23 protein-coding genes and 2 tRNA genes are annotated in these 25438 nt (G+C 34.5%); 13 read left to right on the forward strand and 12 right to left on the reverse strand.

All coding sequences use genetic code 11. The features are described from left to right. Positions 1-76 precede the first annotated feature (76 nt). The 4 genes from OH814_RS09105 to OH814_RS09120 all read right to left on the reverse strand — a co-directional run bounded on the left by OH814_RS09105 (position 77) and on the right by OH814_RS09120 (position 2376). Positions 77-150 (reverse strand) — tRNA-Asn (locus tag OH814_RS09105). Positions 151-331: 181 nt separating this feature from the next. Then, a tRNA-Asn gene (locus OH814_RS09110) sits at positions 332-405 on the reverse strand. 80 nt (positions 406-485) lie between these two features. Beyond that, positions 486-1832: an RIP metalloprotease RseP gene (gene rseP, locus OH814_RS09115; RefSeq protein ID WP_115620855.1), complete on the reverse strand. Its 1347-nt coding sequence runs from the start codon at positions 1830-1832 to the stop codon at positions 486-488. A 106-nt stretch (positions 1833-1938) separates the two neighbouring features. Then, positions 1939-2376: a DUF6646 family protein gene (locus OH814_RS09120; protein WP_308827946.1), complete on the reverse strand. Its 438-nt coding sequence runs from the start codon at positions 2374-2376 to the stop codon at positions 1939-1941. Positions 2377-2564: 188 nt separating this feature from the next. On the opposite strand from OH814_RS09120, the gene OH814_RS09125 reads away from it, so the two are divergent. After that, complete coding sequence (locus OH814_RS09125) at positions 2565-3314, forward strand: nitrilase-related carbon-nitrogen hydrolase (RefSeq protein WP_308827947.1); 750 nt, start codon at positions 2565-2567, stop codon at positions 3312-3314. A gap of 7 nt (positions 3315-3321) precedes the next feature. Here the strand turns inward: OH814_RS09125 and OH814_RS09130 are convergent, their stop codons facing one another. The 4 genes from OH814_RS09130 to OH814_RS09145 all read right to left on the reverse strand — a co-directional run bounded on the left by OH814_RS09130 (position 3322) and on the right by OH814_RS09145 (position 5844). Continuing rightward, on the reverse strand, positions 3322-3933 hold the full coding sequence (locus tag OH814_RS09130; protein ID WP_308827948.1) for a DUF4126 domain-containing protein: 612 nt from the start codon (positions 3931-3933) through the stop codon (positions 3322-3324). 192 nt (positions 3934-4125) lie between these two features. Continuing rightward, positions 4126-4500, reverse strand: coding sequence for a ribonuclease P protein component (gene rnpA / locus OH814_RS09135; RefSeq protein WP_308827949.1), 375 nt, complete (start codon positions 4498-4500; stop codon positions 4126-4128). Further along, on the reverse strand, positions 4500-5225 hold the full coding sequence (locus OH814_RS09140; protein WP_308827950.1) for a tRNA threonylcarbamoyladenosine dehydratase: 726 nt from the start codon (positions 5223-5225) through the stop codon (positions 4500-4502). The genes rnpA and OH814_RS09140 overlap by 1 nt, the downstream gene beginning before the upstream one ends. Then, entirely contained in the window at positions 5218-5844 is a 627-nt protein-coding gene (locus tag OH814_RS09145; protein WP_308827951.1) for a TatD family hydrolase, read from the reverse strand. Before OH814_RS09145 ends, OH814_RS09140 begins: the two co-directional genes overlap by 8 nt. A gap of 94 nt (positions 5845-5938) precedes the next feature. Here OH814_RS09145 and OH814_RS09150 point away from each other — a divergent pair, with 94 nt between their 5' ends. The 6 genes from OH814_RS09150 to OH814_RS09175 all read left to right on the forward strand — a co-directional run bounded on the left by OH814_RS09150 (position 5939) and on the right by OH814_RS09175 (position 12053). Beyond that, a complete protein-coding gene (locus OH814_RS09150; RefSeq protein WP_115620849.1) occupies positions 5939-6568 on the forward strand; it encodes a TetR/AcrR family transcriptional regulator in 630 nt (209 codons plus the stop codon). A gap of 97 nt (positions 6569-6665) precedes the next feature. Beyond that, on the forward strand, positions 6666-7661 hold the full coding sequence (gene bamD, locus OH814_RS09155) for an outer membrane protein assembly factor BamD (protein WP_076561527.1): 996 nt from the start codon (positions 6666-6668) through the stop codon (positions 7659-7661). 42 nt (positions 7662-7703) lie between these two features. Further along, complete coding sequence (locus OH814_RS09160) at positions 7704-8027, forward strand: DNA-directed RNA polymerase subunit omega (protein ID WP_076561483.1); 324 nt, start codon at positions 7704-7706, stop codon at positions 8025-8027. A 164-nt stretch (positions 8028-8191) separates the two neighbouring features. Next, entirely contained in the window at positions 8192-9394 is a 1203-nt protein-coding gene (coaBC, locus tag OH814_RS09165; protein ID WP_308827952.1) for a bifunctional phosphopantothenoylcysteine decarboxylase/phosphopantothenate--cysteine ligase CoaBC, read from the forward strand. 38 nt (positions 9395-9432) lie between these two features. Then, entirely contained in the window at positions 9433-10332 is a 900-nt protein-coding gene (locus OH814_RS09170; protein ID WP_076561481.1) for a DUF4835 family protein, read from the forward strand. A gap of 71 nt (positions 10333-10403) precedes the next feature. After that, complete coding sequence (locus OH814_RS09175; protein ID WP_308827953.1) at positions 10404-12053, forward strand: DNA repair protein RecN; 1650 nt, start codon at positions 10404-10406, stop codon at positions 12051-12053. 77 nt (positions 12054-12130) lie between these two features. Here the strand turns inward: OH814_RS09175 and OH814_RS09180 are convergent, their stop codons facing one another. Continuing rightward, the gene (locus tag OH814_RS09180; RefSeq protein ID WP_308827954.1) at positions 12131-13174 is read right to left on the reverse strand and encodes a PA0069 family radical SAM protein; all 1044 of its coding nucleotides are present in this window, start codon (positions 13172-13174) and stop codon (positions 12131-12133) included. A 127-nt stretch (positions 13175-13301) separates the two neighbouring features. After that, complete coding sequence (locus OH814_RS09185; RefSeq protein ID WP_076561478.1) at positions 13302-13493, reverse strand: hypothetical protein; 192 nt, start codon at positions 13491-13493, stop codon at positions 13302-13304. A 145-nt stretch (positions 13494-13638) separates the two neighbouring features. On the opposite strand from OH814_RS09185, the gene OH814_RS09190 reads away from it, so the two are divergent. After that, positions 13639-13983 (forward strand): hypothetical protein, encoded by a 345-nt coding sequence (locus tag OH814_RS09190; RefSeq protein WP_115620845.1) that lies wholly within the window; start codon positions 13639-13641, stop codon positions 13981-13983. Between the two features lie 34 nt (positions 13984-14017). On the opposite strand, the gene OH814_RS09195 is transcribed toward OH814_RS09190, so the two are convergent. Together OH814_RS09195 and OH814_RS09200 are read right to left on the reverse strand one after the other, a co-directional pair. Continuing rightward, the gene (locus OH814_RS09195; protein WP_308827955.1) at positions 14018-16723 is read right to left on the reverse strand and encodes a hypothetical protein; all 2706 of its coding nucleotides are present in this window, start codon (positions 16721-16723) and stop codon (positions 14018-14020) included. 24 nt (positions 16724-16747) lie between these two features. Continuing rightward, positions 16748-17545, reverse strand: coding sequence for a DUF2797 domain-containing protein (locus OH814_RS09200; protein WP_115620843.1), 798 nt, complete (start codon positions 17543-17545; stop codon positions 16748-16750). A gap of 92 nt (positions 17546-17637) precedes the next feature. Here OH814_RS09200 and OH814_RS09205 point away from each other — a divergent pair, with 92 nt between their 5' ends. The 5 genes from OH814_RS09205 to OH814_RS09225 all read left to right on the forward strand — a co-directional run bounded on the left by OH814_RS09205 (position 17638) and on the right by OH814_RS09225 (position 25409). Continuing rightward, positions 17638-18453 (forward strand): T9SS type A sorting domain-containing protein, encoded by an 816-nt coding sequence (locus OH814_RS09205; RefSeq protein ID WP_308827956.1) that lies wholly within the window; start codon positions 17638-17640, stop codon positions 18451-18453. An 87-nt stretch (positions 18454-18540) separates the two neighbouring features. Then, entirely contained in the window at positions 18541-19563 is a 1023-nt protein-coding gene (locus OH814_RS09210; protein ID WP_308827957.1) for a GDP-mannose 4,6-dehydratase, read from the forward strand. 140 nt (positions 19564-19703) lie between these two features. Beyond that, positions 19704-19925 (forward strand): DUF2795 domain-containing protein, encoded by a 222-nt coding sequence (locus tag OH814_RS09215; protein WP_027382805.1) that lies wholly within the window; start codon positions 19704-19706, stop codon positions 19923-19925. A gap of 117 nt (positions 19926-20042) precedes the next feature. Next, entirely contained in the window at positions 20043-23117 is a 3075-nt protein-coding gene (secA, locus tag OH814_RS09220; RefSeq protein WP_308827958.1) for a preprotein translocase subunit SecA, read from the forward strand. A 156-nt stretch (positions 23118-23273) separates the two neighbouring features. After that, the gene (locus OH814_RS09225; RefSeq protein WP_308827959.1) at positions 23274-25409 is read left to right on the forward strand and encodes a TonB-dependent receptor; all 2136 of its coding nucleotides are present in this window, start codon (positions 23274-23276) and stop codon (positions 25407-25409) included. Positions 25410-25438: the final 29 nt, after the last annotated feature.

Here is a 25438-nt window from a genome sequence, read left to right on the forward strand (position 1 = left end):
TATTTATCTGCTGATTCTGAAAACAAAATATAAATATAATACATAAAAAAACCGTAATCTAAGTGACTACGGTTTGCTCCTCCTGCTGGGCTCGAACCAGCGACCCTCTGATTAACAGTCAGATGCTCTAACCAACTGAGCTAAGGAGGAATGTCCCTCTTTTAAGGTGGTGCAAATATAATATGAAAAACAATATTATACAAATATTTTTGAGGTAAAATTACCCTAAACCTGCTATCAGATTATTTTTCAGTAATTTAAATTTCAAATAAAATTAAAAACAGGAAAGTATGAAACAAAAAAAAGACTCACATTTCTGTAAGTCTTTTTGCTCCTCCTGCTGGGCTCGAACCAGCGACCCTCTGATTAACAGTCAGATGCTCTAACCAACTGAGCTAAGGAGGAATGTCCTTATTTTTAAGTGGTGCAAATATAGGACGGATATTTATACCACGCAAGTTTTTTATTTATTTTTTTAAATAATTTTAAAATTTATTGGTAATAATTTTAAAGATGTCTGCTCCAAAAATCAGTAACATTAAGCCTAACAAGAAGATAACACCAACCATCTGTGCATTTTCTAAGATCTTTTGCGGAACAGGTTTACCAACGATCATTTCGTATAAAGTGAAAATTACATGTCCACCGTCTAACCCAGGAATTGGAATTAGGTTCAAGAACGCCAACCAAACAGAGAACATTGCTGTAAAACTCCAGAAAGCCGTCCAATCAATTGATACACTTCCGTCTCTTGCTTTGTCAACAGGCATATTTTTGATGATCGCCAATGGTCCACCAACTTTCTTATAACCCTGAACTTTTTTATTGAAGATTAATTTAAACTGTTTTACTTGATAAGTTAAGCTTTCAATACTTCTTGTGAAACCTCTTCCGATAGATTCTCCAAAAGAAAAGTGTTTTGTTTCGTAGAATTTGGTCAATTGCTTATAAGAAGCCAATCCTAAAGTTCCTTCTTTAGATACCGATAAAACAAGCGGCTGAATTGCTCCACCTCTTACTACATCTACTTTCAGGTCTTTTCCGGGACTATTTCTTACAGTTTCCTGAAATTCGTCGTAATACGAAATTTTCTTTCCATCAACAGCAACAACTTGGTCACCAACTTTCAAACCAGCTTGAGCAGTTTTAGGATTGTATATAGAATCGATTACTGCAGGAAATCTAGGCGTAAGGAATGCTCTGGGATTCTCATCTCTGAAAGCCATCGCTTTACCATCGTCATTCGTTGGGAATGTAACTTCCTTTCCGTTTCTTAAAACTGTGATTTCGTCACTTAAAAGAACGTCTAAAGCTAATTTATCAAGATTATTCTGAGTTTTCCCGTCAACTTTTAAGATTTTATCGCCATCCTGGAAACCCATTCCTTTAGCAACACTCGTATAATTCATTGGAGCATCAACTTTCGCTGTATCAAAAGAAGTTTCACCATTGAAAAACGAAAGACATCCGTAAATCAACCAAGCCAGGAAAAAGTTTACCGTAACTCCACCCAACATAATGATCAATCTCTGCCAAGCCGGTTTTGCTCTGAATTCCCAAGGTTGTGCAGGCTGCTTTAGTTGCTCGGTATCCATACTTTCATCAACCATTCCGGCAATTTTCACATAACCTCCGAAAGGAAGCCATCCGATACCGTATTCAGTTTCGCCAATTTTTTTCTTAACTAAAGAAAAGTAAGGGTCAAAAAAAAGATAAAACTTTTCTACTTTGGTTTTAAAATACTTTGCGGGTAAGAAATGCCCAAGTTCGTGAAGAATTACTAAGATAGATATGCTTAATATAAATTGAAAGATCTTAATTGCTAATTCCATTAATTGTTTTTAGATTTTAATTTGCAAAGGTAACAATTATCAAAAGGATGCCAAACAAAAAAGCTCCTCTAAATGAGAAGCTTTGTCATATATTGTGACTGCTTTTTTAAAAATTGAAAGAAACTCCCAAACTTCCGCTATTCCCGACTTCTGCAAAAACACCGACTTTTTCTGTAAAGAAATATCGGGCACCAATGTGAGCTCCAATACCAAAGTCTCTGCCGAGAACTCCAAGATCAACTCCCGGATAGATATCTAGTTTCTCAGGCAATTCTAAAGCTTCGTTTAAATGAAAATTAACCCTTCCAAATATAAAAACCCTGTTATCTTTATTATTGTCTTTGTACCCATCAAAATAAGCATTAGCTCCGGCTCCGACAGATATCAACTGGTTTAAACCATAGTCGTAAGTTGCGGTAATCCCCGTTCCATAGCCCCAGGCATTCAAACCTAAATTAACTTTCTGATCCCCTTTTCCTGTGTAGGCTTGTGCACTGACTGCCACTCCGGCAAAAACCATCAACATAAAAACCAATTTCTTCATAGATTTAATTTTAAATTATTACTAATGACAATTTGCAGCAAATATAAAACCGAAACCATTTAAAAGCTGTAATTTTATACAAGTTTTGAATTTGGAATATGAAATCGCCATGTTCGTTTTTTTAAATTATAGATGTGATTTTAAAAAGGCGATTCCATACGGCAATTAAAAAAAATAGAAATCTGCGTATGAAAATTATAGGATTAAATCAGGATATTATCTGGAAAAATAAAAGTGAAAACTTTAAATTAATAGAGAATCAGCTACAAAACCAAGAAGCAGATTTATTTCTTCTGCCGGAAATGTTTTCTACAGGCTTTTGTATGGATGCTGCTGAAGTTTCAGATAAAAATGCAGAATCTTTAGAATTTTTAAAGAAAATTTCAAAAGAGAAAAATACAGCATTTTCCGGAAGTGCTTCTATAAAGGTTGATGATCAGTTTTTTAACCGAATGTATTTTGTGAAGCCAGATTCTGAGGTTACATTTTATGATAAAAGGCATTTGTTTTCGTTCTCGGGCGAAGACAAAATCTATACACCTGGAAAAGAAAGGGTCATTGTAGAATATCTTGGAATCCGTTTTCTGTTACAGGTTTGTTATGATTTGAGATTTCCTGTTTTTGCAAGAAATAATGATGATTATGATGCTATTTTATACGTTGCCAACTGGCCGGAAAAAAGAGTCGGAGCTTGGGAACATTTGTTAAAAGCACGTGCGATTGAGAACCTATCTTATGTTTTTGGCTTAAACAGAATTGGCACAGATGAGAACGATCTTTTTTACCAGGAAAGTTCCCATTGCTTTTTTGCAGACGGAAAAGAAATTGCTGAGAAAAAAGGAAATTTGGTTTCTGCAGAATTGAATTTAGATGAACTTAAAGATTTCAGAAATCATTTTCAGTTTTTGAATGATCGGGATGTTTTTGAAATTAAATAAAATCTTTTTAAAATTTATTATTCAAAACTTCTTTTCGTTTTCTCAATTTCTTCAAAGCTTTTCTACCCAAAATGACAATCGCTATTACAGTTGCAATTGCCAGAAAAGCTGCTATTACAGGAGCAACCATTGCCAAAACAGCCATAATTCCTGCTCCTGCAGTTTCTGCGGTTCCTACAACAGGATTTCCCAATCCGCCAGTTGTTGCGGTAGATGCCGCCCGAATTCCTGCAAATCCGGAACTGATCGTTGCAGCAGTTCCGCCTCCCGCAATTAAAGCCAATCCCCACTGTGGAAATGTTCCTAAATCTGCAAATTGACTTGCAAAAAGTACAGAACCCGCAATAGTCGCCATCGGAACAGAAACAGTATCGAGCAAATGATCTACAATCGGAATATAATAAGCTAAAATTTCTGCTAATGTGGCAATTCCCGTTGTGATTAATGCCGGAAGACCCGAAAGCCATTCAAAACTTTCATGCGTGGGAATCCATTGAAAATAAGAAGCTAAACTCACTGCAAACATCGGTAGGAAAACTCTGAAACCAGTTGCAGCAGCAAGCCCAATACCAATAAATGCGCTCAGAACATACGGAAGATAAGGAATTTGATCTTGCATAACATCAATTGTTTGTTTAAAGCTACAAAAAATACAAACACCTGCATCTCAATTTTTTAAGTGCTATAATGAGAATGATTGAGTTTCGGCTCCTTCGGAGCCGAAACTTTGTAGAAAATATGAAAATGAAAATTGCGCTCCTTCGGAGCGCAACCTTATATATTAACAATAAAATAATTAAATTTAACCTTGCTAAGACTTCTTCTGAGACTGACAAAGCTTAATGAATTCAGCTTCTACATCCTGAAATTTCTCAGGAAGCTCATTCGAAACCCAGAACATCATCGCAATTGTTTTTTCACCAAAACTTGTTTTAAAAATATCTTTATTTAGACGGTAACATTCTCTTAAAAGTCTTTTTATACGATTTCTGCACACCGCTTTTTTAAAATATCGTTTAGAAACCGAAACTCCTAGTTTTACATTCTCAGTTTGTAGATCCGGATGATTTTTAAGAATGATAATGCGCAAATTCCCACAACTCTTCCACTTACCTTTTGCAAAAAGTAAAGTGATCTCATTCTCTTTTTTGAGCTTTTCGTCTTTTGGATATTTAAAATCAGACATTAATCTTTCTTCACTAGATGATTGATAACTTCTGCAGCTGCGTACAATCCGAAAATTGCAGGAAGAAAGCTAATGGTTCCGTAGAAAGATCTTTTATAATTGCTTCCGTCAGTCATTTTTAAACTTTCCTCATCCTGAATTTCATCCGAAAAAACGCAACGTATTCCTTTATCTATTTTTTCTTTTTTCAGTCTTTTCCTAACTTCTCTTGCAAGATGGCAATGCTGGGTTTTGCTGATGTCACGAACCATAACTTTAGAAGGATCAGATTTTCCGCCGGCTCCCATTGAGCTTACAATTTTTATTTTTCTGCGTCTTGCTGCAATAATTAATGATACTTTCGGGCTTACGCTATCTATACAATCTAATATATAATCAAAATTTCCGTCGTCTAGAATTTCTGCCATTCTTTCAGGATTCAAAAATTCATTGACTTTTACAAGTTCAAGATTCGGATTAATATCCATCAATCTTTCTGAAACAACATCTACTTTATGCTTTCCTACAGTAGAATGTAGAGCAGGAAGCTGCCTGTTAATATTCGTAATATCTACAGTATCACCATCTACAATTGTCATTTTCCCGACTCCGGCTCTGGCTAAGAATTCAGCGGCAAAAGAACCCACCCCTCCTAAGCCTACAACCAAAACTGCGGCTTTGTTTAATTTTTCAACACCTGCCTCTTTTATCAGTAACTCTGTTCTTTCAAGCCAAACTTTATCCATGCTGAATTGTTTCTAAATTTTCTAAAATCTGTTGATTAAGTTTTTCTAAAGAAATTCCCTTTAATTCTGAAACTTTTGCATATAATTCTTCAATATTAAAATCTTCATTATCAGTTTCCAGAAATATTTTATCTAAAGGAGTCGTCTTTAAAACATTCTGCAAAGATAGATTATACAAAACAGGTTTTCCAAAACTCAAATAAAATTTATTTTTAAGCAAATCATCTGCGACACTCTGTTTTTTATTAAACCCATGAATAATCATGGCTTGATTCGCTACTTTCCTGAAAGAAATTACCTCGTAGAATTTTCTTACACAATGGATGATTAATGGTTTTTTAAACTCATTAGAAATTTCAATTTGTTTTTTGAAGACCTGTTCCTGTATTTTTTGTTCGATAGAAATCAATCCGTCAAGACCACATTCTCCGATGGCAAAACAGTTTTGAGTAATATTAGAATTTAACCAACTAAATTGACTTTCAATATTTTCTGATTGAATATCTTGAGGATGAATCGCTATTGAATACTGAAAGTTTGACGGAGTTTCACCAAATTCCAGATTGTAAATTCCGTAGCTTATATTTTTATTATGATGATGAAAATCAAAAAATTTCATATTCAAAAATACTATAATTACTGTAAGGCTGAAAATTATTAAACATCTGTTTACAGATATGTTAAAAAGTCTTAACTTTACTAAAAACCTACGCATGGGAAAAAAGTTTTCTGAGAAGCAGATTCACATTCTTGATATTGCTGAAGAACTCATCGCTAAGAAAGGATATGAAGGAACTTCTGTACGAGATATTTGCACCAAAGCAAATATCAATGTCGCAATGATTTCTTATTATTTTGGTTCTAAAGAGAAAATGATGTCTTATCTTTATCAGTATCGGGTACTGAAAACCAGAGAGAATTTTTCTGAATTTGCAGACACTATAAAAGATGGCAGACCCGAAATGCAGATGAAAGAAATGATAAAATATATTGTAAGCCAGCTTTTCAGATATAATTATTTTCACGGTTTTGTCACCCAGGAACTTCGCCATACCGAAAATCTTAAAGATGAATTGCTCGATTTTTATCAGCTTTTTGTAAGAAAACTAGATGAAGTCATCAAAAAAGGAGTCACTTCCGGAGTTTTTACATTCACACCAAAACCTGAGGATATCCTTACTACCATTATAGGCTCTACCTTATTTGTCATCAGAAATAAGAATTTCTATGAGCTGTATGTACCTCACAAAGACGACGAATCATACACCAAAGAAGCTGAAAAAAAGGTGAGAATGAATCTCTTAATGAATATTTTTGCTGTTTTGGGATATGCAGCAGACTAATTTTACGTTAAATAATCATAAAAAAAAATCTTTTAGCAAAAAAGTTATATTTTTGCAAATTAATAGCTCGGTAAACCCGAAAACTGTTACATTTTATATGAAAAAGTATATTTTAGGTATTTTCGCAATTGCTGTTTTGGCATCGTGCAAAAGTCAGCAGGAAAAAGCGTTGAGAAGTGCAGACAAAAACTTTATTCTTAAAGCTGCAAACGAAAATTTTGCTAAAAAGAAGTGGAAAAATGCATTGGCACTTTATGACAGACTTCCAAATTTGGTGGCAGGTACAGATGATGCACCCAACGTGGTTTTCAATTCTGCATATGCCAACTATTACGATAAAAACTATAGACTGGCAGGAAATCAGTTTAAAAATTTCTCGGTAAGTTTCCCTCAGGATAACAGAAAAGAAGAAGCGGCTTATATGTCTGCATTATGTTATTATAACGGTTCTATGGATTATAACTTGGATCAGTCTAGTACAGAATTGGCAATTAATGAGCTTCAGGAATTTTTGACGGCCTACCCTACTTCCGAAAGATCAAAAAACATCAACACCATGATTGATGAGCTTTCTTATAAACTGGAATTCAAAGCTTACGAAAATGCCAAGCAATATTTCAAAATGGCAGATTACAAAGCTGCAGTTACTACTTTTGAGAATGTTTTGGACGACTTCCCAAGTACCAAACTTCGTCCAAAAATCTATGATTACATCATGAAATCACGCTATTCTTTGGCTGTAGGTTCCAACTATGATCTAAAGAGCGAGCGTATAGAAAGTGCTTTAGCTTTTACCAGACAGGTTGAAAAAGAACTTCCAGATACAGAATATTCTAAAACAGCATTAGACTTAAGAGAAAAACTCGAAAAAGAGAAAAAAGATTTTGCTGTTGCTAAAAAACAAATGGAAGAAAGAATTGCAGTACTTACGGCGAAGCAAAAAAAGATCGCTGATAAGCTTGCAGAGCAGAATAAAACAGAAGAGCAAATGAAAGAACAGATCTCTAACGAGAAGAAAGCAATGCAGATTCAGAGAGACAGTGCTGCATTACAGACACCTCCTCCGGCGGCGACTTTCAAAATCCAAAGATAATTCGTAAATTTGCCATCTTATAATTAAAATAATTTTCTCAAAATGAGCGTAAAAGATACAAAAGCAGAAGTAAATACTATTACTTACGATAAAGATAAGATTGAAGATAAAGTAGGTTCAATCTATGAAGCTATTGTGATCATGGGGAAAAGAGCAGAGCAGATCAATGCAGAAATCCGTACTGAATTACACAATAAATTAGACGAATTTGCTGTTCACAACTCTACTTTGGAAGAAGTTTTTGAAAACAGAGAACAAATCGAAATTTCAAAACACTACGAAAAACTTCCGAAACCAACATCTATCGCAATCCAAGAATGGTTGGATGGTGATGTATATTTCAGAAAAACTGAAGAAAGAAAATAATAAAATTTTATTTTTATAAAATCTAAGATCATAGAAGATTAGTTTCTTCTATGATTTTTTGTTGTTTCTATATATTGCCATTATTAGAATTATCAAAATGCGCATAAATAAGACAACAAGGTTCTTGAAAAAAATAAGTAAATTAGTCCTTTAAAAAAATCTACATGAGTTTTTCCGGGAAAAAGATTCTCATTGCCGTTTCTGGCGGAATAGCTGCTTATAAAATTCATTTCCTCATCAGAGACTTGATAAAAAAAGGAGCCGAAGTTCAGGTAATCATGTCTTCTGATGCAGAACATTTTGTTACTAAACTTAGTCTTTCAACGCTTTCAAAAAAACCTGTTTACACAGAATTTTATAGTGATAACGGAACATGGAATAGCCATGTCGAAATGGCACTCTGGGCAGATCTAATGATTGTCGCTCCCTGTACGGCAAATACTTTGGCAAAAATGATTCACGGGATTTGTGACAATCTTTTGATTGCAACGTATATGTCGGCAAAATGCCCGGTTTTCATTGCTCCTGCGATGGATTTGGATATGTATCAACATCCTTCAACCAAAAATAACCTAAAACTTGCCGAAGAATTTGGTCACACAGTAATTCCTGCTGAAAGTGGAGAATTGGCAAGTGGTTTAGTTGGCCAAGGGAGAATGGCTGAGCCGGAAACCATTGCCCGAATGATAGAAGAGCATTTTAATTCTGATCAAAAAAAATCCTTGGGAGGAAAAACAGTTTTGATTACGGCCGGACCAACGTATGAAGCTATTGATCCTGTTCGTTTTATTGGAAATCATTCTTCAGGAAAAATGGGTTTTTCTTTAGCTGAAGAAGCAGCAAAAAGAGGCGCCAAAGTGATTCTTATTTCAGGGCCAAGCTCTTTGAAACCGCAACATGAAAATATCAATTTACACCGAATTACATCAGCAAAAGAAATGCTCGATAAAGTTTTAGAATATTATGATACGATCGACATAGGAATTGCAAGTGCCGCAGTTGCAGACTACGCTCCGAAAGTGGTGGCTTCAGAAAAGATTAAAAAGAATGAAGATATTTTTACGATAGAACTCATCAAAAATCCGGATATTCTGAAAACGATGGGCGAGAAAAAAGCACATCAGTTTTTGGTAGGATTTGCTTTGGAAACTCAAAACGAAGAAGAAAATGCGAAAGGAAAATTGGCCAAGAAAAATTTGGATATGATTGTTCTGAATTCGCTTCGTGATGAAGGAGCCGGTTTCAAAAACGACACCAACAAAATAAAGATATTTACAAAAAACGAGAAAATAGAATTTGATTTAAAATCAAAAGAAAATGTCGCTAAAGATATTCTCGATTGTATTGAAGCTCAGTATTTAAAATAAATGTTATAAATTTCCGTTTTCAACTTTTAATTTGTCAAATGAAAAAAATAATCATACTTTTTCTTCTCATCGCATTTAATTTTGGTTTTTCTCAGGAAATTCTGGCTACAGTTCAGGTGAACTCTCAACAATTGGGAGGAAGTAACACACAGGTTTTTAAAGCTTTGGAAAAAAGTCTCAGAGATTTTATCAACAACACGAGCTGGACCGGTAAAAAACTTCAGAATTTCGAAAAAATAAAATCAAATATCTCAATTGTTCTTAGCGAAAGAGAAGGAAACAGATTTAAAGGAGTTATAGTTGTTCAGGCAGTTCGCCCTGTATTTAACAGTTCGTACGAATCTCCGCTTTTAAATCTTCAGGATACGCGGTTCGGTTTCGAATATGCGGAAAATGAAAATTTGATATTTAATGAAAGACAGTTTTCGGGGAAAAATTTAATTGATGTGATCAGCTTTTATGTCTATCTTATATTAGGTTACGATGCAGACAGTTTTCAGTCGATGGGCGGAACGCAGTGGTTTTCAAAAGCGCAACAAATTGCCCAGAATTCTCAGAACAGAAATTATGAAGGTTGGAATCAAATCAATGAGCCCAGAAGCCGTTCTATTTTAATCGGCGAGATTCTTAATCCGAATATGAGCCAATTGCGTTCAACGATTTACACCTATCACAGAGCGGGTTTAGACGGATTGTTTAATCAGGATCAAACACAGGCTAAGAAAATTATCTTTGATGCTTTGATGCAGCTTAAAACGTACGAAAACTCTTTCCAGCAGAATTACTTCTTCAATCTTTTTATGGATACCAAAGCTGATGAAATATTCAATATTTTCAATTCTGGCAATAATGGAGCGGTAAACATAAGTGCTTTGAAGCAACAGATGATTATTTTCTCACCAAAGAACACAGAATCCAGATGGAATAAGTGGAAGTAACAGGCATAATTCTTGAATTCTGACTTCTAAATTTTATATTTGCAGTAACAAACGTAATCTGCCTCTGATCTATGCTTTCAAGAATCTACATTAAAAATTTTGCCCTTATCGATGCTCTCGAAGTATCTTTAAAAAATGGTTTACAGGTAATTACCGGTGAAACAGGTGCGGGTAAATCTATTATTCTCGGTGCTCTTCGATTGATCTTGGGTGAAAGAGCAGATATAAAGTCAATTTCAAAAACTGAAGAAAAAAGTATTGTTGAGACCGAATTTGAACTGAACAACCAGTTTAAAAAATTCTTTATCGAAAATGACCTCGATTACGAGCATCAAACCATTATAAGACGTGAAATCTTGCCTTCAGGGAAATCAAGAGCATTTATTAACGATGTTCCGGTCACTTTGGATATTTTGAGAGAGCTGACTTCTCAGTTGATCGACATTCATTCTCAGTTTGAAACGTCAAATCTTTTTACTTCAGAATATCAGTTTAAAATCATCGACGGACTTTCAGATAACAAAAACCTGATTGAAAATTATCAGCACGATTTTTATGAATTCCAGTCTTTAAAAACTCAGCTTAAAAAGTTTCAGACCCAACTTTCAGAAAATACTAAAGAAAGTGATTACAAGCAATTTCTTTTGAGTGAGCTGGAAGATCTGAAAATGGATGATGTAAACTATGAAGATCTACAGAATCAGCTTTCCGTACAGGAGAATGCAGGTATGATTTCTGAAAATCTGGCTCAGCTTCTGTCAAGATTTCATCAGGAGGAAATAGGAATTCTTTCCTTTTTTAATGAAGCAAAATCTAAACTTTCTAAAATCTCTGAGGTATCAACAAGCTTCGCAGAACTTAGCGAACGATTTGAAACATCATTTGTAGAAATCAAAGATATTATTTCGGAGCTGGAAGATGAAGCCGATAGAATTGAAATTAATCCTGAAACTTTAGCTCAACTATTAGAATTTAATAATAAAGTAAACAGTCTTTTCCTAAAACACAATGTTACTGATATTGAAGATTTAAAGGAAATTAGAGATCAGCTTTCGGGCGAACAGAAAGGAACAGCAGAAATTGAGACCAATATTGCACAAATTCTTGAAAATATTTCTAAAAAAGAAAAATCTCTGGAATCTTTAAGCCAGAAACTTTCAAAAAACAGAAAGAAAAGCATTCCTGTTTTCATTAAAAAAGCAGAAGATTTGCTTAAAAAACTTGGTTTAGAAAAAGCTAAAGTTGATATTGAGATTACTGAAGCTTCAGAATACAATCAGTTTGGTAAAGAAAATATTCAATTATTATTTCAGGCCAATTCGGGATTTCCTTTAAAGCCTATTCAAACCGCTATTTCAGGTGGTGAAAGATCTCGCGTAATGCTTGCTGTGAAAAAGATCATTGCCGAAAGCGATGAACTTCCGACTTTGATTTTAGACGAAATTGATACCGGAGTTTCCGGAAAAGTAGCTGAAGAGATAGGAAATTTAATGCGTGAAATGTCTGAAGATATGCAGCTGATCGTTATTTCTCATTTGGCACAGGTTGCCGCAAAAGGAAATGACAATTACAAAGTTGTAAAACAGGACATTAACGGTAAAACCCAATCAACCATTATCCCTCTCAACGATGAGGAAAAACTGAACGAAATTGCACAGCTCATATCCGGAAGTAAAATCACTGAAGCCGCATTAACGCAGGCAAAAGAACTGATCGGATAAATCAATTCTCTCAATAAATTACAAAGACTTCTGTTTATTCAGAAGTCTTTTTTTTATCTAATAAAAAGTTTAAATAATCAAAACAATTTCAGCTGCTGCTCTTTAGTTCCGGTAAAACCGTCGGTAGAAAGTTTTGGAAATTCTTTCCCTTCAAAAAACTTTTTTCTTCCTATTTTGAACGTATTGTGAATCATTTCTGCAATATTTCCGCTGCCTTTTTGTCTTTCAAAATACCGTTTGTCACCTAAATTTCCGCCACGCATAGAACAGATTAAATTTAAAACCTTCTGTGCCCTATCCTGAAACTGAGCCTCAATCCACTTTACAAAAACAGGCTGTACCGTATCATTAAGCCTGACTAAAGTATAACCAAAACTTTGAGCTCCTGCATCAGAAATTGATTTTAAAATGCTCAACGGCTCATCGCTGTTCAATCCTGGAATAATCGGTGCCACCATAACATGAACGGGGATATTGTTTTCAGAAAGCACTTCTATTGCCTTCAGTTTATTGTTTGCCGTACTTGTTCTGGGTTCCATCTTCCTGCGCAAATCTTCGTTGATTGTCGGGATGCTCAACGATACAGAAACTAAATTTTGTTCCGCCAGAGGTTTTAGAATATCCAGATCACGCAGAACCAAAGCATTTTTTGTCAAAACGTTTACCGGATGCCTGTAATCCAGGCAAACCTTCAACAATTGTCTGGTGATTTCAAATTGTCTTTCTGCCGGCTGATAACAATCGGTGTTTCCCGACATTAAAATCGGTTCAGGTTTATAGCCTCTTTTCTTAAAAAATTTTTCCAATAATTCGGGAGCATTTTTCTTGACCATGATCTTTCTTTCAAAATCAATTCCTGCACTGTAGCCCCAGTATTCGTGGGTTGGTCTCGCAAAGCAATAAGAACATCCATGTTCACAACCCTGATAAGTATTCATCGAGTATTCCATCGGTAAATCTTCGCTTTTAACCTGATTAACAATCGTTTTGGGGAATACTTCGGTAAAAGAAGTTTTTATAATGTCGAAATCTTCATCTTCAGGCTCAAAAGTAAATCTGTCGAAACGGTTAATTACATTTCGCTGAGCACCTTGTCCTTTTATGATATTTTCGTTCTGCATTTCTATGTAAAATTATAAAGCTTTGTTTTAAAAATAATAAGTTTTAAGACAAAAGTTTTCCACAAAAAAAATCCAACACCAAAAATTTGGATGCCGGACTTCAAAAATCTATATCTATTTATTACTTTTATTTGAATGCGTAGAACTCAATACCATGATCGTCATCATCATTTTTTCTATCAAAATGTCTGTGATGATCAGAATAGTACTCGTTATATTTTTTATGTTTTTTACCTAAAATTTTCTTTACGCTTAAAAAACTTAATACCGCCAAAAGGCCAACTCCTCCTGCCAGTAAAACTCCAACTTCTTTTTTCATTTTTTTTACGATTTGTATTTTTATATCAAATAGTATACCTATTTATATTTATGTAATAAAAATTTTCGTTAAATCTACATCCATATTTTGTTAATATATACTTCATTATGGTTTAATAATTGTAGTATAAACTAAAAATATTATTATGGAACATTCAGAAAATAACGACCAAATGACAACTCTGAGTCAGGTTATGGAAACCCTGCGAAAAAGAGGGATTCACAAAGAATTCAGAATGAATGATGAATGTCAAATGAAGTATGATAACTCTGAAAAAAACTATACTCCAGAGGAATTATTAATCCTGAAAACATACCGTTTTGAAGGCGACAGTAATCCGGATGATAACGTTGCCTTGTATGTATTGCAGGACAATGAACAAAATTTAGGAATTATCATTGACTCTTATGGTGCAGACAGCAATTATTCTGGCGAAGAATTTGATACTTTCCTTCGTGCTATTCCGATTCAGGAAAGCGACGAATACTAAATAAAATTTATTTTAAATATAGAATCCCCCGGAATTATTCAGTTTCGGGTTTTTCTTTTTTCTTGAATATCTTTTTAAACAACCCTTTCTTTTCTTTTGGTTTTTCAGTTTTTTTTTCCTCAGTTGGCGTATCTGTATTGGTTTTAGGTGTCGCTAATTCTTTGGAAATATCTTGCTTGGCCTGCTTCACAGAATTTTTCACATCTTTTACACTACCTTTTACATCCTTTACGGTATTTACTGCTCCTTCAACGGTTTTTTTAGTTTTGTCTATATTGATACCGATCAATGTTTTCTTCAAACCGTCTTCAATCCCTTTCCAGAACATATTGAAAAAAGATTTTGTAGGATCTCTTTCTACTCCTTCCACAATAACAGATTCGGGAAGTTTATCAGAGTCTGTTTTGATAAAAACATTCGCAACGGCACTTAAAAAGCCTTTTTTCTCTTTACTTTCTTTATCTAAAATCGAAATTTTAAGATCTTTATGCTTAAGATTAAATGCACCACCAATTCCTTTTGGGTTTCCTTTAAAATCGAACAGCATTTCCTGTATCGTTCCGGTCGCCGAAACACTTAAATAAGGAACTATAAAAGAATTGAGTGCTCTCGCAGGAATATTTATCAATTTCCCAGAAATAGAAAAACGGTCACCAAGATCTGCTGTATTAAAGCCCCAATTAACAGAAAGTGGCGAAGTCTCCATAAAGTCACAATTTATTTTTATGGCAACCTGAGTTGACTTACCTTTCATTTTAGCAGAATTCAGATTTTTCACATTCATGTTAAAATTGGTAAAAATCAATTTTCCCGGCCCGTCGCTTTTGGGCGTATCTTCTTCGTATTCTAAAACTGAATTTTTCAGATTGAGATTAGCAATATACACCGGTATTTTGATCGATCTCAACAGTTTAGAATACAAAAGCTTTTCTTTGGGATCATCGGCAGGAATTTTACTTCGGAAAATATTGGCATTTGCAGAGTTGATAGTAACATTTGAGGCATTAATAAATTTATTTGCTGAAAAAAAGTCCCAACTTCCCTGCGCAGAAATCTGCTTCACTTTTATATCATACAAATCACTTTCTACGGGAATCATTCTGATAAACTGGGCCCGCGAAACCAATGGCGTCATCGCAAATTGATCAATGTCAATTTTATTTTTGGTTACAGCCAAAGCTCCGACATTCATTTTATAAAACTTTGTTGTATAGATGAAATTTTTGGTTGTGAGTGCATAATCTTTTATTTTCACCGCCATTCCGTTTTTTGCGGCATTTTCTACTAACTCAAGTTGGTTTACCGTCGCATTTAGTGCATTGAAAGTCAGCGGTTGTTTGCCGCTTTCATAAGTAATGTTTGAATTTTTAAGTGATATTTTCCCTACCAGAATCGGAAACTCAATTCCTTTAACAGCTATCTTTTTCTTTGGAACAGCGTTTCCTGCAGTAATTTTACCGTTAATCCCGTCAATCAGAAGATCTTTAACGTCGAGATTTAATTTTTTATCAACAAATTTAAAATCATTAATATTAAACTGAATCAGGTTGGTTTTAAAATCCATTGTCATTTTTGGCGAGTTGCCAGGCTTTGCAACCAGATTTTTTATTTGTCCGCCTTTAGGATTCAAATTAAAACTTTCAACAGAAATATTTTGTTGATCATTATAGTGAATTCCTTTTCCGGCAATTTTAAAATCTTTATACAGTACCGGAATTACCTCCTGCGAGCTTTCTTTGGAAAATTCTAATTTATTGATATTAACACTTAAATCTTCAGCAAAAAACAAATCAGTATCATTAGGTTTTAACACTTGAATTTTAGCATTACTCAACTGGATATCATCTAAATTTAGCTCAAAATTTCTTTTTTTCTCTGCTTTTTTTATCGCAGAAACTCCTGTTGTATAAATTTTCACAAAAGGATTTTGAAAGTTTGCATTGGCCAGTGAAACTTTATTTTTTTTCAGAACAATATCCTTAAAATTCATTTTAGGAATGCTGAATTGATACATTTGAGTTTTTTTAGGATAACTTTTCTTAAACTGCTCGAACGAAATAATTGGTGTAAGCTGAAAGTTTTCAACAGACATTTGCCCGTTCGCTGTAGTAATCTTATCTATTTTTATCGTGTAAATATCATCCGGTTGAAAGAAAAAATCTTTTCCGCGAATGCTGTAATGATCAAAAACAACAGGAAGTTTATTTTCTACCGATTCTTCAGTCATCTGCAGATTTTCTATAAATAAATCCAGCTGATTAACCTCAACAAATTTCTGCTTGGTATGTTTAAAAATATTAATTGTTCCTTTATTGATTCTGATATTTTCAAAACTAACCGGATTTGGCTTTTTCCCGGTTTTTTTGTCGACAGGTTTTGCCAGAATAATATTAAGATTCGGCTTTGAAAGCAATAAATCTGAAGAACTTATGGTCTTATTAAACAACGCATCGTAAATTCCGAAACGACTGATCTTTAAAGTATCAATTGTTCCCTGAAGGCCTATAACGTTTATGTTTTGTGGATCTTTATTATTGATGGTAATTCCGGATGCAAATATATTTCCGGTTCCAAGATCAACATCGAGCGATTTGTATGAAACTTTATAATCTGTATTTTTTTTGATGTAATTGGGCAATTGGGTTTTAAGCCATATATTAAGTCCGAAATTAGCAAGCAATACGAGGCCGAAAATAATTCCCAGACCTATAAAAAGCTTTTTAACCCAAGGTTTTTTCATCATATAAAGTTTTAATACATACAATTAATTTTTTACAGTCAACTCAATTACATACCCTTCATGTCCTCTGACATTCATAAAATTACCTCCTTCAAAACTCAGATATTGACCTTTAATACCATTCAGTTTTGCGGTAAATTCAGGCTTTTTATCCAATGTAAAAGATGTAATCTTTTCAGGCTTTGAAAAAGGATAATCAAACTTCCACATATCTTCACCTTCAGAATAGAATTTCTGAAAATCTTCAGGGAAATATTCTCTTATTTTCCGCTGAAAATCTGCCAAATCTATGTCATCTTCATAATCGTCCTGCAACATTTTTCTCCAGTTCGTTTTATCAGGAAGATGATCTTTCAAGGCAACTTCTATCATTCCTGCTTCGTATCGGTTTTCTGTTCTCGCGATCGGTAAAGCAAATGTTGCGCCCTGATCGATCCATCGGGTAGGAATTTGTGTATTTCTTGTCACACCCACTTTCACATCTCCTGTATATGCTAGATATACGGTATGCGGCTGCAATTGGATTTGTCTTTCTACATCTAAATCTCTTTCACCAATTCCCAAATGCGCTGTAGACAGCTCGGGACGAATAATTGTATCGCTCGCATAAGGACTTTCGAAAAAACAGCTTTTACAAAATCCCATTCTGTATATGGTCTTATCTAATCCGCAATTTACACACTGAAAACCTGTATGTTTTATGGTTATTTCTTTTCCAAATAATTCATTCATGTGGATAAGATCTCCAGAAAGATTTAGATAATATTGTATCGGTTGATCGTCATAGGTTGTCATTTTCAATATTTGTCCGGAAAACTGCATTTCAAAAAATTTTAATTATGATATAAATGTAAACTTTTTTAGTCATTTAAAAATAAATTCCTAACTTCACTATCACTAAAAACATAAAAAAGATGAAAAAATTCTATTCTATCTTGTCAATATTATTGGCATCATTACTTGTTGCACAAACTACTATTTATTCGGAGAATTTCGGAACTCCTACCGCAACAACTTTACTGACAGCTTATTCGGGATACCAAAACAGTAGTCCGATCATGTATTCGGGAACTGCAGATGTAAGAACCTCTAGTCCATCAGTAGGCTATGCTGGAGCAAGTGGCAGTGGATGTGTATTTTTAGGAGAAGTTACTACAACCTCAGGAAACCCTGCAAAAACATTGATAATTGAAGGAATAAACACTTCCAATTATATGGGTATTTCAATGACATTGGGTCATCAGAAAAGTACAATCGCTTCAAATAACGAACTTACTATCGAAGTAAGTGCCAATGGAACAACCTGGACACCACTAACTTATACAAGACCTACAGGCTCCGGAACAGCTAATTGGATGTTGATAAGCCCCACCGGAGTAATACCCGCAACTACCAATTTGAGAATCAGATTAACCAATGTTTTAGATTCTAATGTAGGCTTTAGAATTGATGATATAAATTTGACGGGAACTGCTGGTACTTTAGCGACTAGTGAAAACAACAAAAAGGGATTTAATATCTATCCTACTTCTGTAAGTAATGGTAAAATTTTTATTACTTCAAGTAAAAATTCTGATAAAAAAGTGAAAATCTTCGATCAAACAGGAAGATTACTTATTAGCAAAACAGTTAAAAGCGAAATAAACGTTTCTGAATTACCAAAAGGAATTTACATTCTAAATGTTGAGGAGAACGAAGCAGCTATATCTATAAAAGTACTGATCAAATAATAAAATCATTTAAACATAAAAGAATCTCAGTGTTTTATTGAGATTCTTTTTCAGTTTATGGATATATTTGTAAAAGAAACTTAGCAAATGATTTATCTCGTAACAGGAGGAAGCGGATTTATTGGTTCTCATTTGATAGAAAAATTATTGAAAGAAGGACATTCTGTCATAAACATTGACAATTTTGATGATTTTTATGATTATAAGATAAAAATTAAAAATACTTTAGATTCTCTTGAAAAAAACATTGATTTTAAATTTTCCGAAAAAGAAAATGATATTCAAAATTTAATTTCAATTTCAAAATCAGAACATTACACTTTATATTTTCAGGATATCAGAGACCAAAAAGGTTTAGACAAAGTATTTCACAAACATCATATCGATTTTATCATACACTTAGCGGCTCTTGCTGGCGTAAGACCGTCTATTGAAAGACCTTTGGAATATGAAGAAGTGAATGTTCGCGGTACGATGAATCTTTGGGAACTCTGTAATCAATTCGGGATAAAAAAATTCATCTGCGCCTCATCATCAAGCGTATATGGTAACAATGAGAAAATTCCTTTTTGTGAAACTGATAATGTAGATCAACCAATTTCACCGTATGCAGCGACAAAAAAAAGTGGGGAGGTTTTAGGTCACGTTTATCACAGTTTATATGGTATAGACATGATTCAGCTTAGGTTTTTCACGGTTTACGGACCAAGGCAAAGACCTGATTTAGCCATTCATAAATTTACAAAACTCATTTCAGAAAACAAAGAAATCCCTTTCTACGGCGACGGAAACACAGCAAGAGATTATACTTACATAGACGACATCATTGACGGAATACTAAAATCAATAGATTATCTTGAGAAAAATTCCGACATCTATGAAATTATTAATTTAGGCGAAAATGAAGTAGTCACTTTAACTGAAATGTTGTCAGAAATTGAAAAAAATCTTAATAAAACTGCCATCAGAAAAATACTGCCACTTCAGCCGGGTGACGTACAGAAAACCAGCGCTGACATTACAAAAGCACAAAATTTAATAGGTTACAAACCAGTCACAAACTTCCAAAATGGCACAAAAAAATTTGTGGAATGGTTTTTGAGAAAATGACATCAATCTACTGCGCCTGCACACTTACATGCATCTGCAGTGAAATATAGACAAAGTTTAACAAAAAGAATTGAAAATCAATTCATAAAAAAAGATTATAATATAACCTATTTTTATACTTTTGCAAAAAATAATAAATTATGTACTGGACATTAGAATTAGCTTCATATCTAAGCGACGCACCTTGGCCGATGACAAAAGCAGAACTTATCGACTATGCAATCAGAACTGGTGCACCAATGGAAGTGGTAGAAAACCTTCAGGCAATTGAAGACGAAGGAGAAATTTACGATGCTATCGACGAAATTTGGAGCGATTATCCAACAGATGAAGATTATCTTTGGAACGAAGACGAATATTAATGAAAAGCATTAAGCTTTAGGTGGTATACTTAAAGCTTTTTTAAATATATAATACACACCAAAGCGTGTAATTTTAATATGCTTAAAGCAATAAGCTTTGAGCTTAAATCAAATTCTATGAGTTTTTTAAATAAAGTTCTTAAAGGGTTTTTGGGAGACAAAAAAGCGCAGGACCTAAAGGAAGTAAAAAAAGTTGTAACAAAAATCAAAGCTGTTGAGCCAGGTATCGGAGAACTATCTGATGATGGTTTAAGAGAGAAAACCGCCGAATTTAAATCTAAAATAAAAGAAGCGACCAGCAGTATCACAGCGCAGATAGAACAAATTAAAGAGCAGATAAAAAACTCTACCAATGTTGATGAGAAAGAAGCGCTTTTTTCTAAAATAGAAGCTTTGAAAAAAGATTCTTACGAAATTGAAGAAAAAGTTCTTTTGCAGGTTCTTCCAGAAGCTTTCGCCTTGATTAAAGAAACATCAAGAAGATGGGCTCAAAACGGAGAAATTCGTGTAACAGCAACAGATTGGGACAGAGAATTAGCTGCTGCCGGAAAAGATTTCATTGAAATCCAGGGAGATCAGGCAGTTTGGAAAAACTCATGGAACGCAGCCGGAACACCAGTAGTTTGGGATATGGTGCATTATGATACGCAGTTTATTGGTGGTGTAATTCTTCACAGCGGAAAAATCGCTGAGATGGCAACCGGTGAAGGTAAAACGTTGGTAGGAACACTTCCTATTTACTTAAATGCACTTCCCGAAAGAGGAGTTCACGTAGTAACGGTGAATGACTATCTTGCAAAAAGAGACTCCGCTTGGATGGGACCATTGTACCAATTCCACGGAATGTCTATCGACTGTATCGATAATCACCAACCCAATTCTGACGGAAGAAGAAAAGCATACAACTCAGATATCACGTACGGAACCAACAACGAATTTGGTTTCGATTACCTGAGAGATAACATGGTAACTTCGCCTACAGAATTGGTACAGAGAGAACTAAACTTTGCCATCGTGGATGAGGTTGACTCTGTATTAGTTGATGATGCGAGAACACCATTGATCATTTCTGGTCCGGTTCCTCAAGGTGACAGACAAGAATTTGATCTTTTAAAACCTTCAATCGACAGAATCGTTGAAGTACAGAAAAAAACTGTTTCTGGTATTTTTAATGAGGCTAAAAAATTAATAGCAGCAGGAAATACTAAAGAAGGAGGATTCAAATTACTTCAGGCTTACAGAGGTCTTCCTAAAAACAGACAATTAATCAAATTTTTATCGGAAAGCGGAAATCGTGCATTGCTTCAAAAAACTGAAGCTCAATACATGGCTGACAACAACCGTGACATGCCGATTGTAGATAAAGATCTATACTTCGTAATCGAAGAAAAAAACAATCAGGTTGACTTGACAGACAAAGGTGTTGAATACATGTCTCAAGGAAATTCGGATAATAACTTCTTCGTACTTCCGGATATCGGAACTGAAATCGCAGAAGTAGAAGCTAAAAATTTATCTAAAGAAGAAGAATTTGAAGCTAAAGAAAAGCTTTTCGCAGAATTTGCCGAAAAATCAGAGCGTGTTCACACCATGAGCCAATTATTAAAAGCCTATACATTATTCGAAAAAGATGATGAATATGTGGTAATTGACGGTGAAGTGAAAATCGTAGACGAGCAGACTGGCCGTATTATGGAAGGTCGTCGTTATTCAGACGGTTTACACCAGGCGATTGAAGCTAAAGAAAGTGTAAAAATCGAAGCGGCTACCCAAACTTTTGCCACGGTAACACTTCAGAACTATTTCCGTATGTACAACAAACTTGCGGGGATGACAGGTACAGCAGAAACTGAAGCAGGAGAACTTTGGCAGATCTATAAATTAGATGTGGTGGTAATTCCTACCAACCGTCCGATCCAGAGAAACGACAAACAAGATTTGGTTTTCAAAACCAACAGAGAAAAATATAACGCAGTAATTGAAGAAATTGAAAATCTAACCTCAGCGGGAAGACCGGTATTGGTAGGTACAACTTCTGTTGAGATTTCACAATTACTTTCTAAAGCACTTCAGCTAAGAAAAATTCAGCATCAGGTGTTGAATGCAAAATTGCACAAAAAAGAAGCAGAAATCGTTGCCGGAGCGGGTCAGCCAGGAGTTGTGACTATTGCAACCAACATGGCAGGTCGTGGTACCGATATTAAGCTTTCTAAAGAAGTAAAAGAAGCAGGTGGTTTAGCAATTATCGGAACAGAAAGACACGATTCTAGACGTGTTGATAGACAGTTGAGAGGTAGAGCGGGACGTCAGGGAGATCCTGGAAGTTCGCAGTTCTATGTTTCTCTGGAAGACAACTTGATGCGTTTATTCGGTTCTGAAAGAATTGCAAAAATGATGGATAGAATGGGGCATAAGGAAGGTGAAGTAATTCAGCATTCTATGATCAGTAAATCTATCGAAAGAGCTCAGAAAAAAGTAGAAGAAAATAACTTCGGAACAAGAAAGAGACTTTTGGAATACGATGACGTAATGAATAAACAGCGTGACGTAATCTACAAAAGAAGAAAGAATGCTTTGTTCGGAGATCACCTGAAGTATGATATTACGAATATGATCTTTGATGTTTCAAACTCTATTGTAACCAAAGGCAAAGCTTCTGGAAACTACAAAGATTTTGAATTTGAGGTGATTAAAAACTTCACGATGGAATCTCCGGTTTCTGAAAATGATTTTAAATCAAAACAAGTTCCCGAACTTACCAATATTCTATTCAAAGCAGCTCAGGACGATTATAATATGAAGCTGAATCTGCTGAAAGAAAAATCGTTCCCAATTATTGAGAATGTATATCAGAATCAAGGTTCTATGTTCAAAATGATCCAGGTTCCTTTCTCTGACGGTGTGAAAACTTTAACCATCGTTACAGATTTAAAAGAAGCTTATGATTCACAATGTGACAGCTTAATTAATGATTTTGAAAAGAATATTACTTTATCAATCATTGATGAAAACTGGAAACTTCACCTTCGTGAAATGGATGACTTGAGAAGATCTTCTCAAGGAGCCGTTTACGAACAAAAAGATCCTTTGGTGATTTACAAACAAGAATCTTTCCACCTTTTCAGTGAAATGGTAGACAAGATGAACAAAGAAATTATTTCATTCTTATACAGAGGAGAAATTCCCGCATAAGAGATAAATTATAGATTTTATAAAAACCCGCCTCATTTGAGGCGGGTTTTTGTTATTTACAGAATAATACTTATTAAATAAATATGACAAATATCAATTAGCTATTTTATTTAGAATAATTAAAAACTATATATTTGCAAAAAAATTAGGTCTTACATGAATAAATTATTGATCTCTGCTTCGTTGTTAGCAACAGCATTTGCTTTTGCACAAGAAAACGATACTGTTAAAACTGATAAAATTGACGAAGTTGTTGTACAAGGTTATATTACGCGAGATAGAGAGTCGGTAAACAAAATGCCTCTAAAGGAAATCGAAAACCCTCAGGTTTATAATATTGTTAACAAGAATGTAATCAAAGAGCAAGTTGTTACAAGCTTTAATGATGCTTTGAAAAACGTTACAGGGATTGCCAGATTATGGGAATCTACAGGAAGAGGAAATGATGGTGGTGAATATTATACCATGCGAGGTTTTTCTTTACAGCCAAGTTTGACAAACGGAATGCCTTCCCTTAACAACGGAACTTTAGACCTTGCCGGAGTTGAAACTATTGAAGCCATTAAAGGGCCATCTGGAACATTGTACGGAGGAAGTGTAATTTCTTATGGCGGTTTGATTAATGTAATTACTAAAAAGCCGTATCACCATTTTGGAGGTGAAGTAAACTATATTAACGGAAGTTACGGCCTGAACAGGCTGAGTGCCGATATAAATACTCCGCTAAGCAAAAACTTATTTGCGAGAGTAAATGCCGCTTATCAAAAACAGAATACTTTTCAGGACGCAGGTTTTAGCGAATCTTTTTACGTTGCGCCTTCAGTAAAATTTATCGCTAACGACAGGCTTACCTTTTTTGTAAATACCGAAATCAAAAAAAGCGAGTCTGCAAATGCACCAATGATCTTCTTAAATAGAAATCTTCCACTTACCTATTATTCAATTGGTGTTTTCAAAGACAATTATAAAAAGTCTTATACCAGTGATGACTTAACCATTAATAATACAACTTTCAATTTTCAAGCTTCAGCGAATTACCAAATTTCTGATAATTGGACTTCAAAAACAATTTTTTCTAGAAGCAACACCAAAACAGATGGTTACTATCAATATTTATATGATCAGTCAAACGGAAAAGATTTCACAAGATACATTGCTGATGTAGGCGGTGAAACCAATACTACAGGTATTCAGCAAAATTTCGTCGGTAATTTTAATTTGGGAAGCGTTAAAAATAAATTATTAGTTGGTTTAGATTATTTTCAAAGAGATTTTATTCAGGGAGGAACAGGCTGGATTGGTTACGGAGTTGTAGACATTGTTAACCAACGTGATACAAAAGCAGATGTATTAACAAAATCTTCAGTTGATTTTGCTTTACAGGGATCTGGTCAGGAAATAGGTCATGTCAAAGCAAAAATTTATAGCGCTTATGTTTCTGATGTGGTAAATATTCTTCCGAACTTATCTGCAATGTTAAGTTTAAGAATGGATCATTTTACAGGTAAAGCAAGCGCTTATGCTACTGACGATTCTAAAAACCAAACAACATTTTCACCAAAATTAGGTTTGGTGTACCAACCTATACCTGACAAAGTATCTGTTTTCGGAAATTATATGAATGGATTCACAAATGTTGATCCTTCACCTGTACAAATTACAGATGACCTTGGAAATGTTTTGAGCAACGAACTTCTTTATTTTGATCCTGAACACGCCAACCAATGGGAAGTTGGAACAAAAGCCAATTTAGCAGGTGACAAATTCTCAATTACAGCAAGTTATTACAGCATTAATGTTAAAAATAAAGTAATGGGTAACGGAAACAATATTACTCAAGGAGGAGAGGTTGACAGTAAAGGTTTCGAAGTAAGTGTTTTGGGTAGCCCAATCCCCGGTATGAATATTATTGCAGGATATAGCTACAACGACAGTAACGTTGTAAAAGGTGACGAAGGTTATCCTGGTCACAGAACGGAAGATTCAGGACCCAAAAACCTAATCAATTTCTGGGGAACATATAAAATACAGGAAGGCTCTCTGAAAAACTTTGGAATTGGCTTCGGAGGTAACTCAGCAAGTAGATTTTACACCCTTAATAGAGGTAATATTGGCGCATTTCCACTTCCTAGCTACATCATTATGAATTCATCTCTCTCTTACACAGAAGACAGATACAGCATCATTCTTAAGCTAGATAACATTGCTAACAAAAAATACTTCTCTGGATGGTCTACAGTGACACCTCAGAGATTGAGAACTTTATCTCTAAGTTTAAATTACAAATTCTAAATTTAAAAACTATATTCTCTATTCCTGAA

The organism is Chryseobacterium sp. CFS15 (assembly GCF_031118795.1).
In the GTDB taxonomy this organism is placed as follows: Bacteria; Bacteroidota; Bacteroidia; order Flavobacteriales; family Weeksellaceae; genus Chryseobacterium; species Chryseobacterium indoltheticum.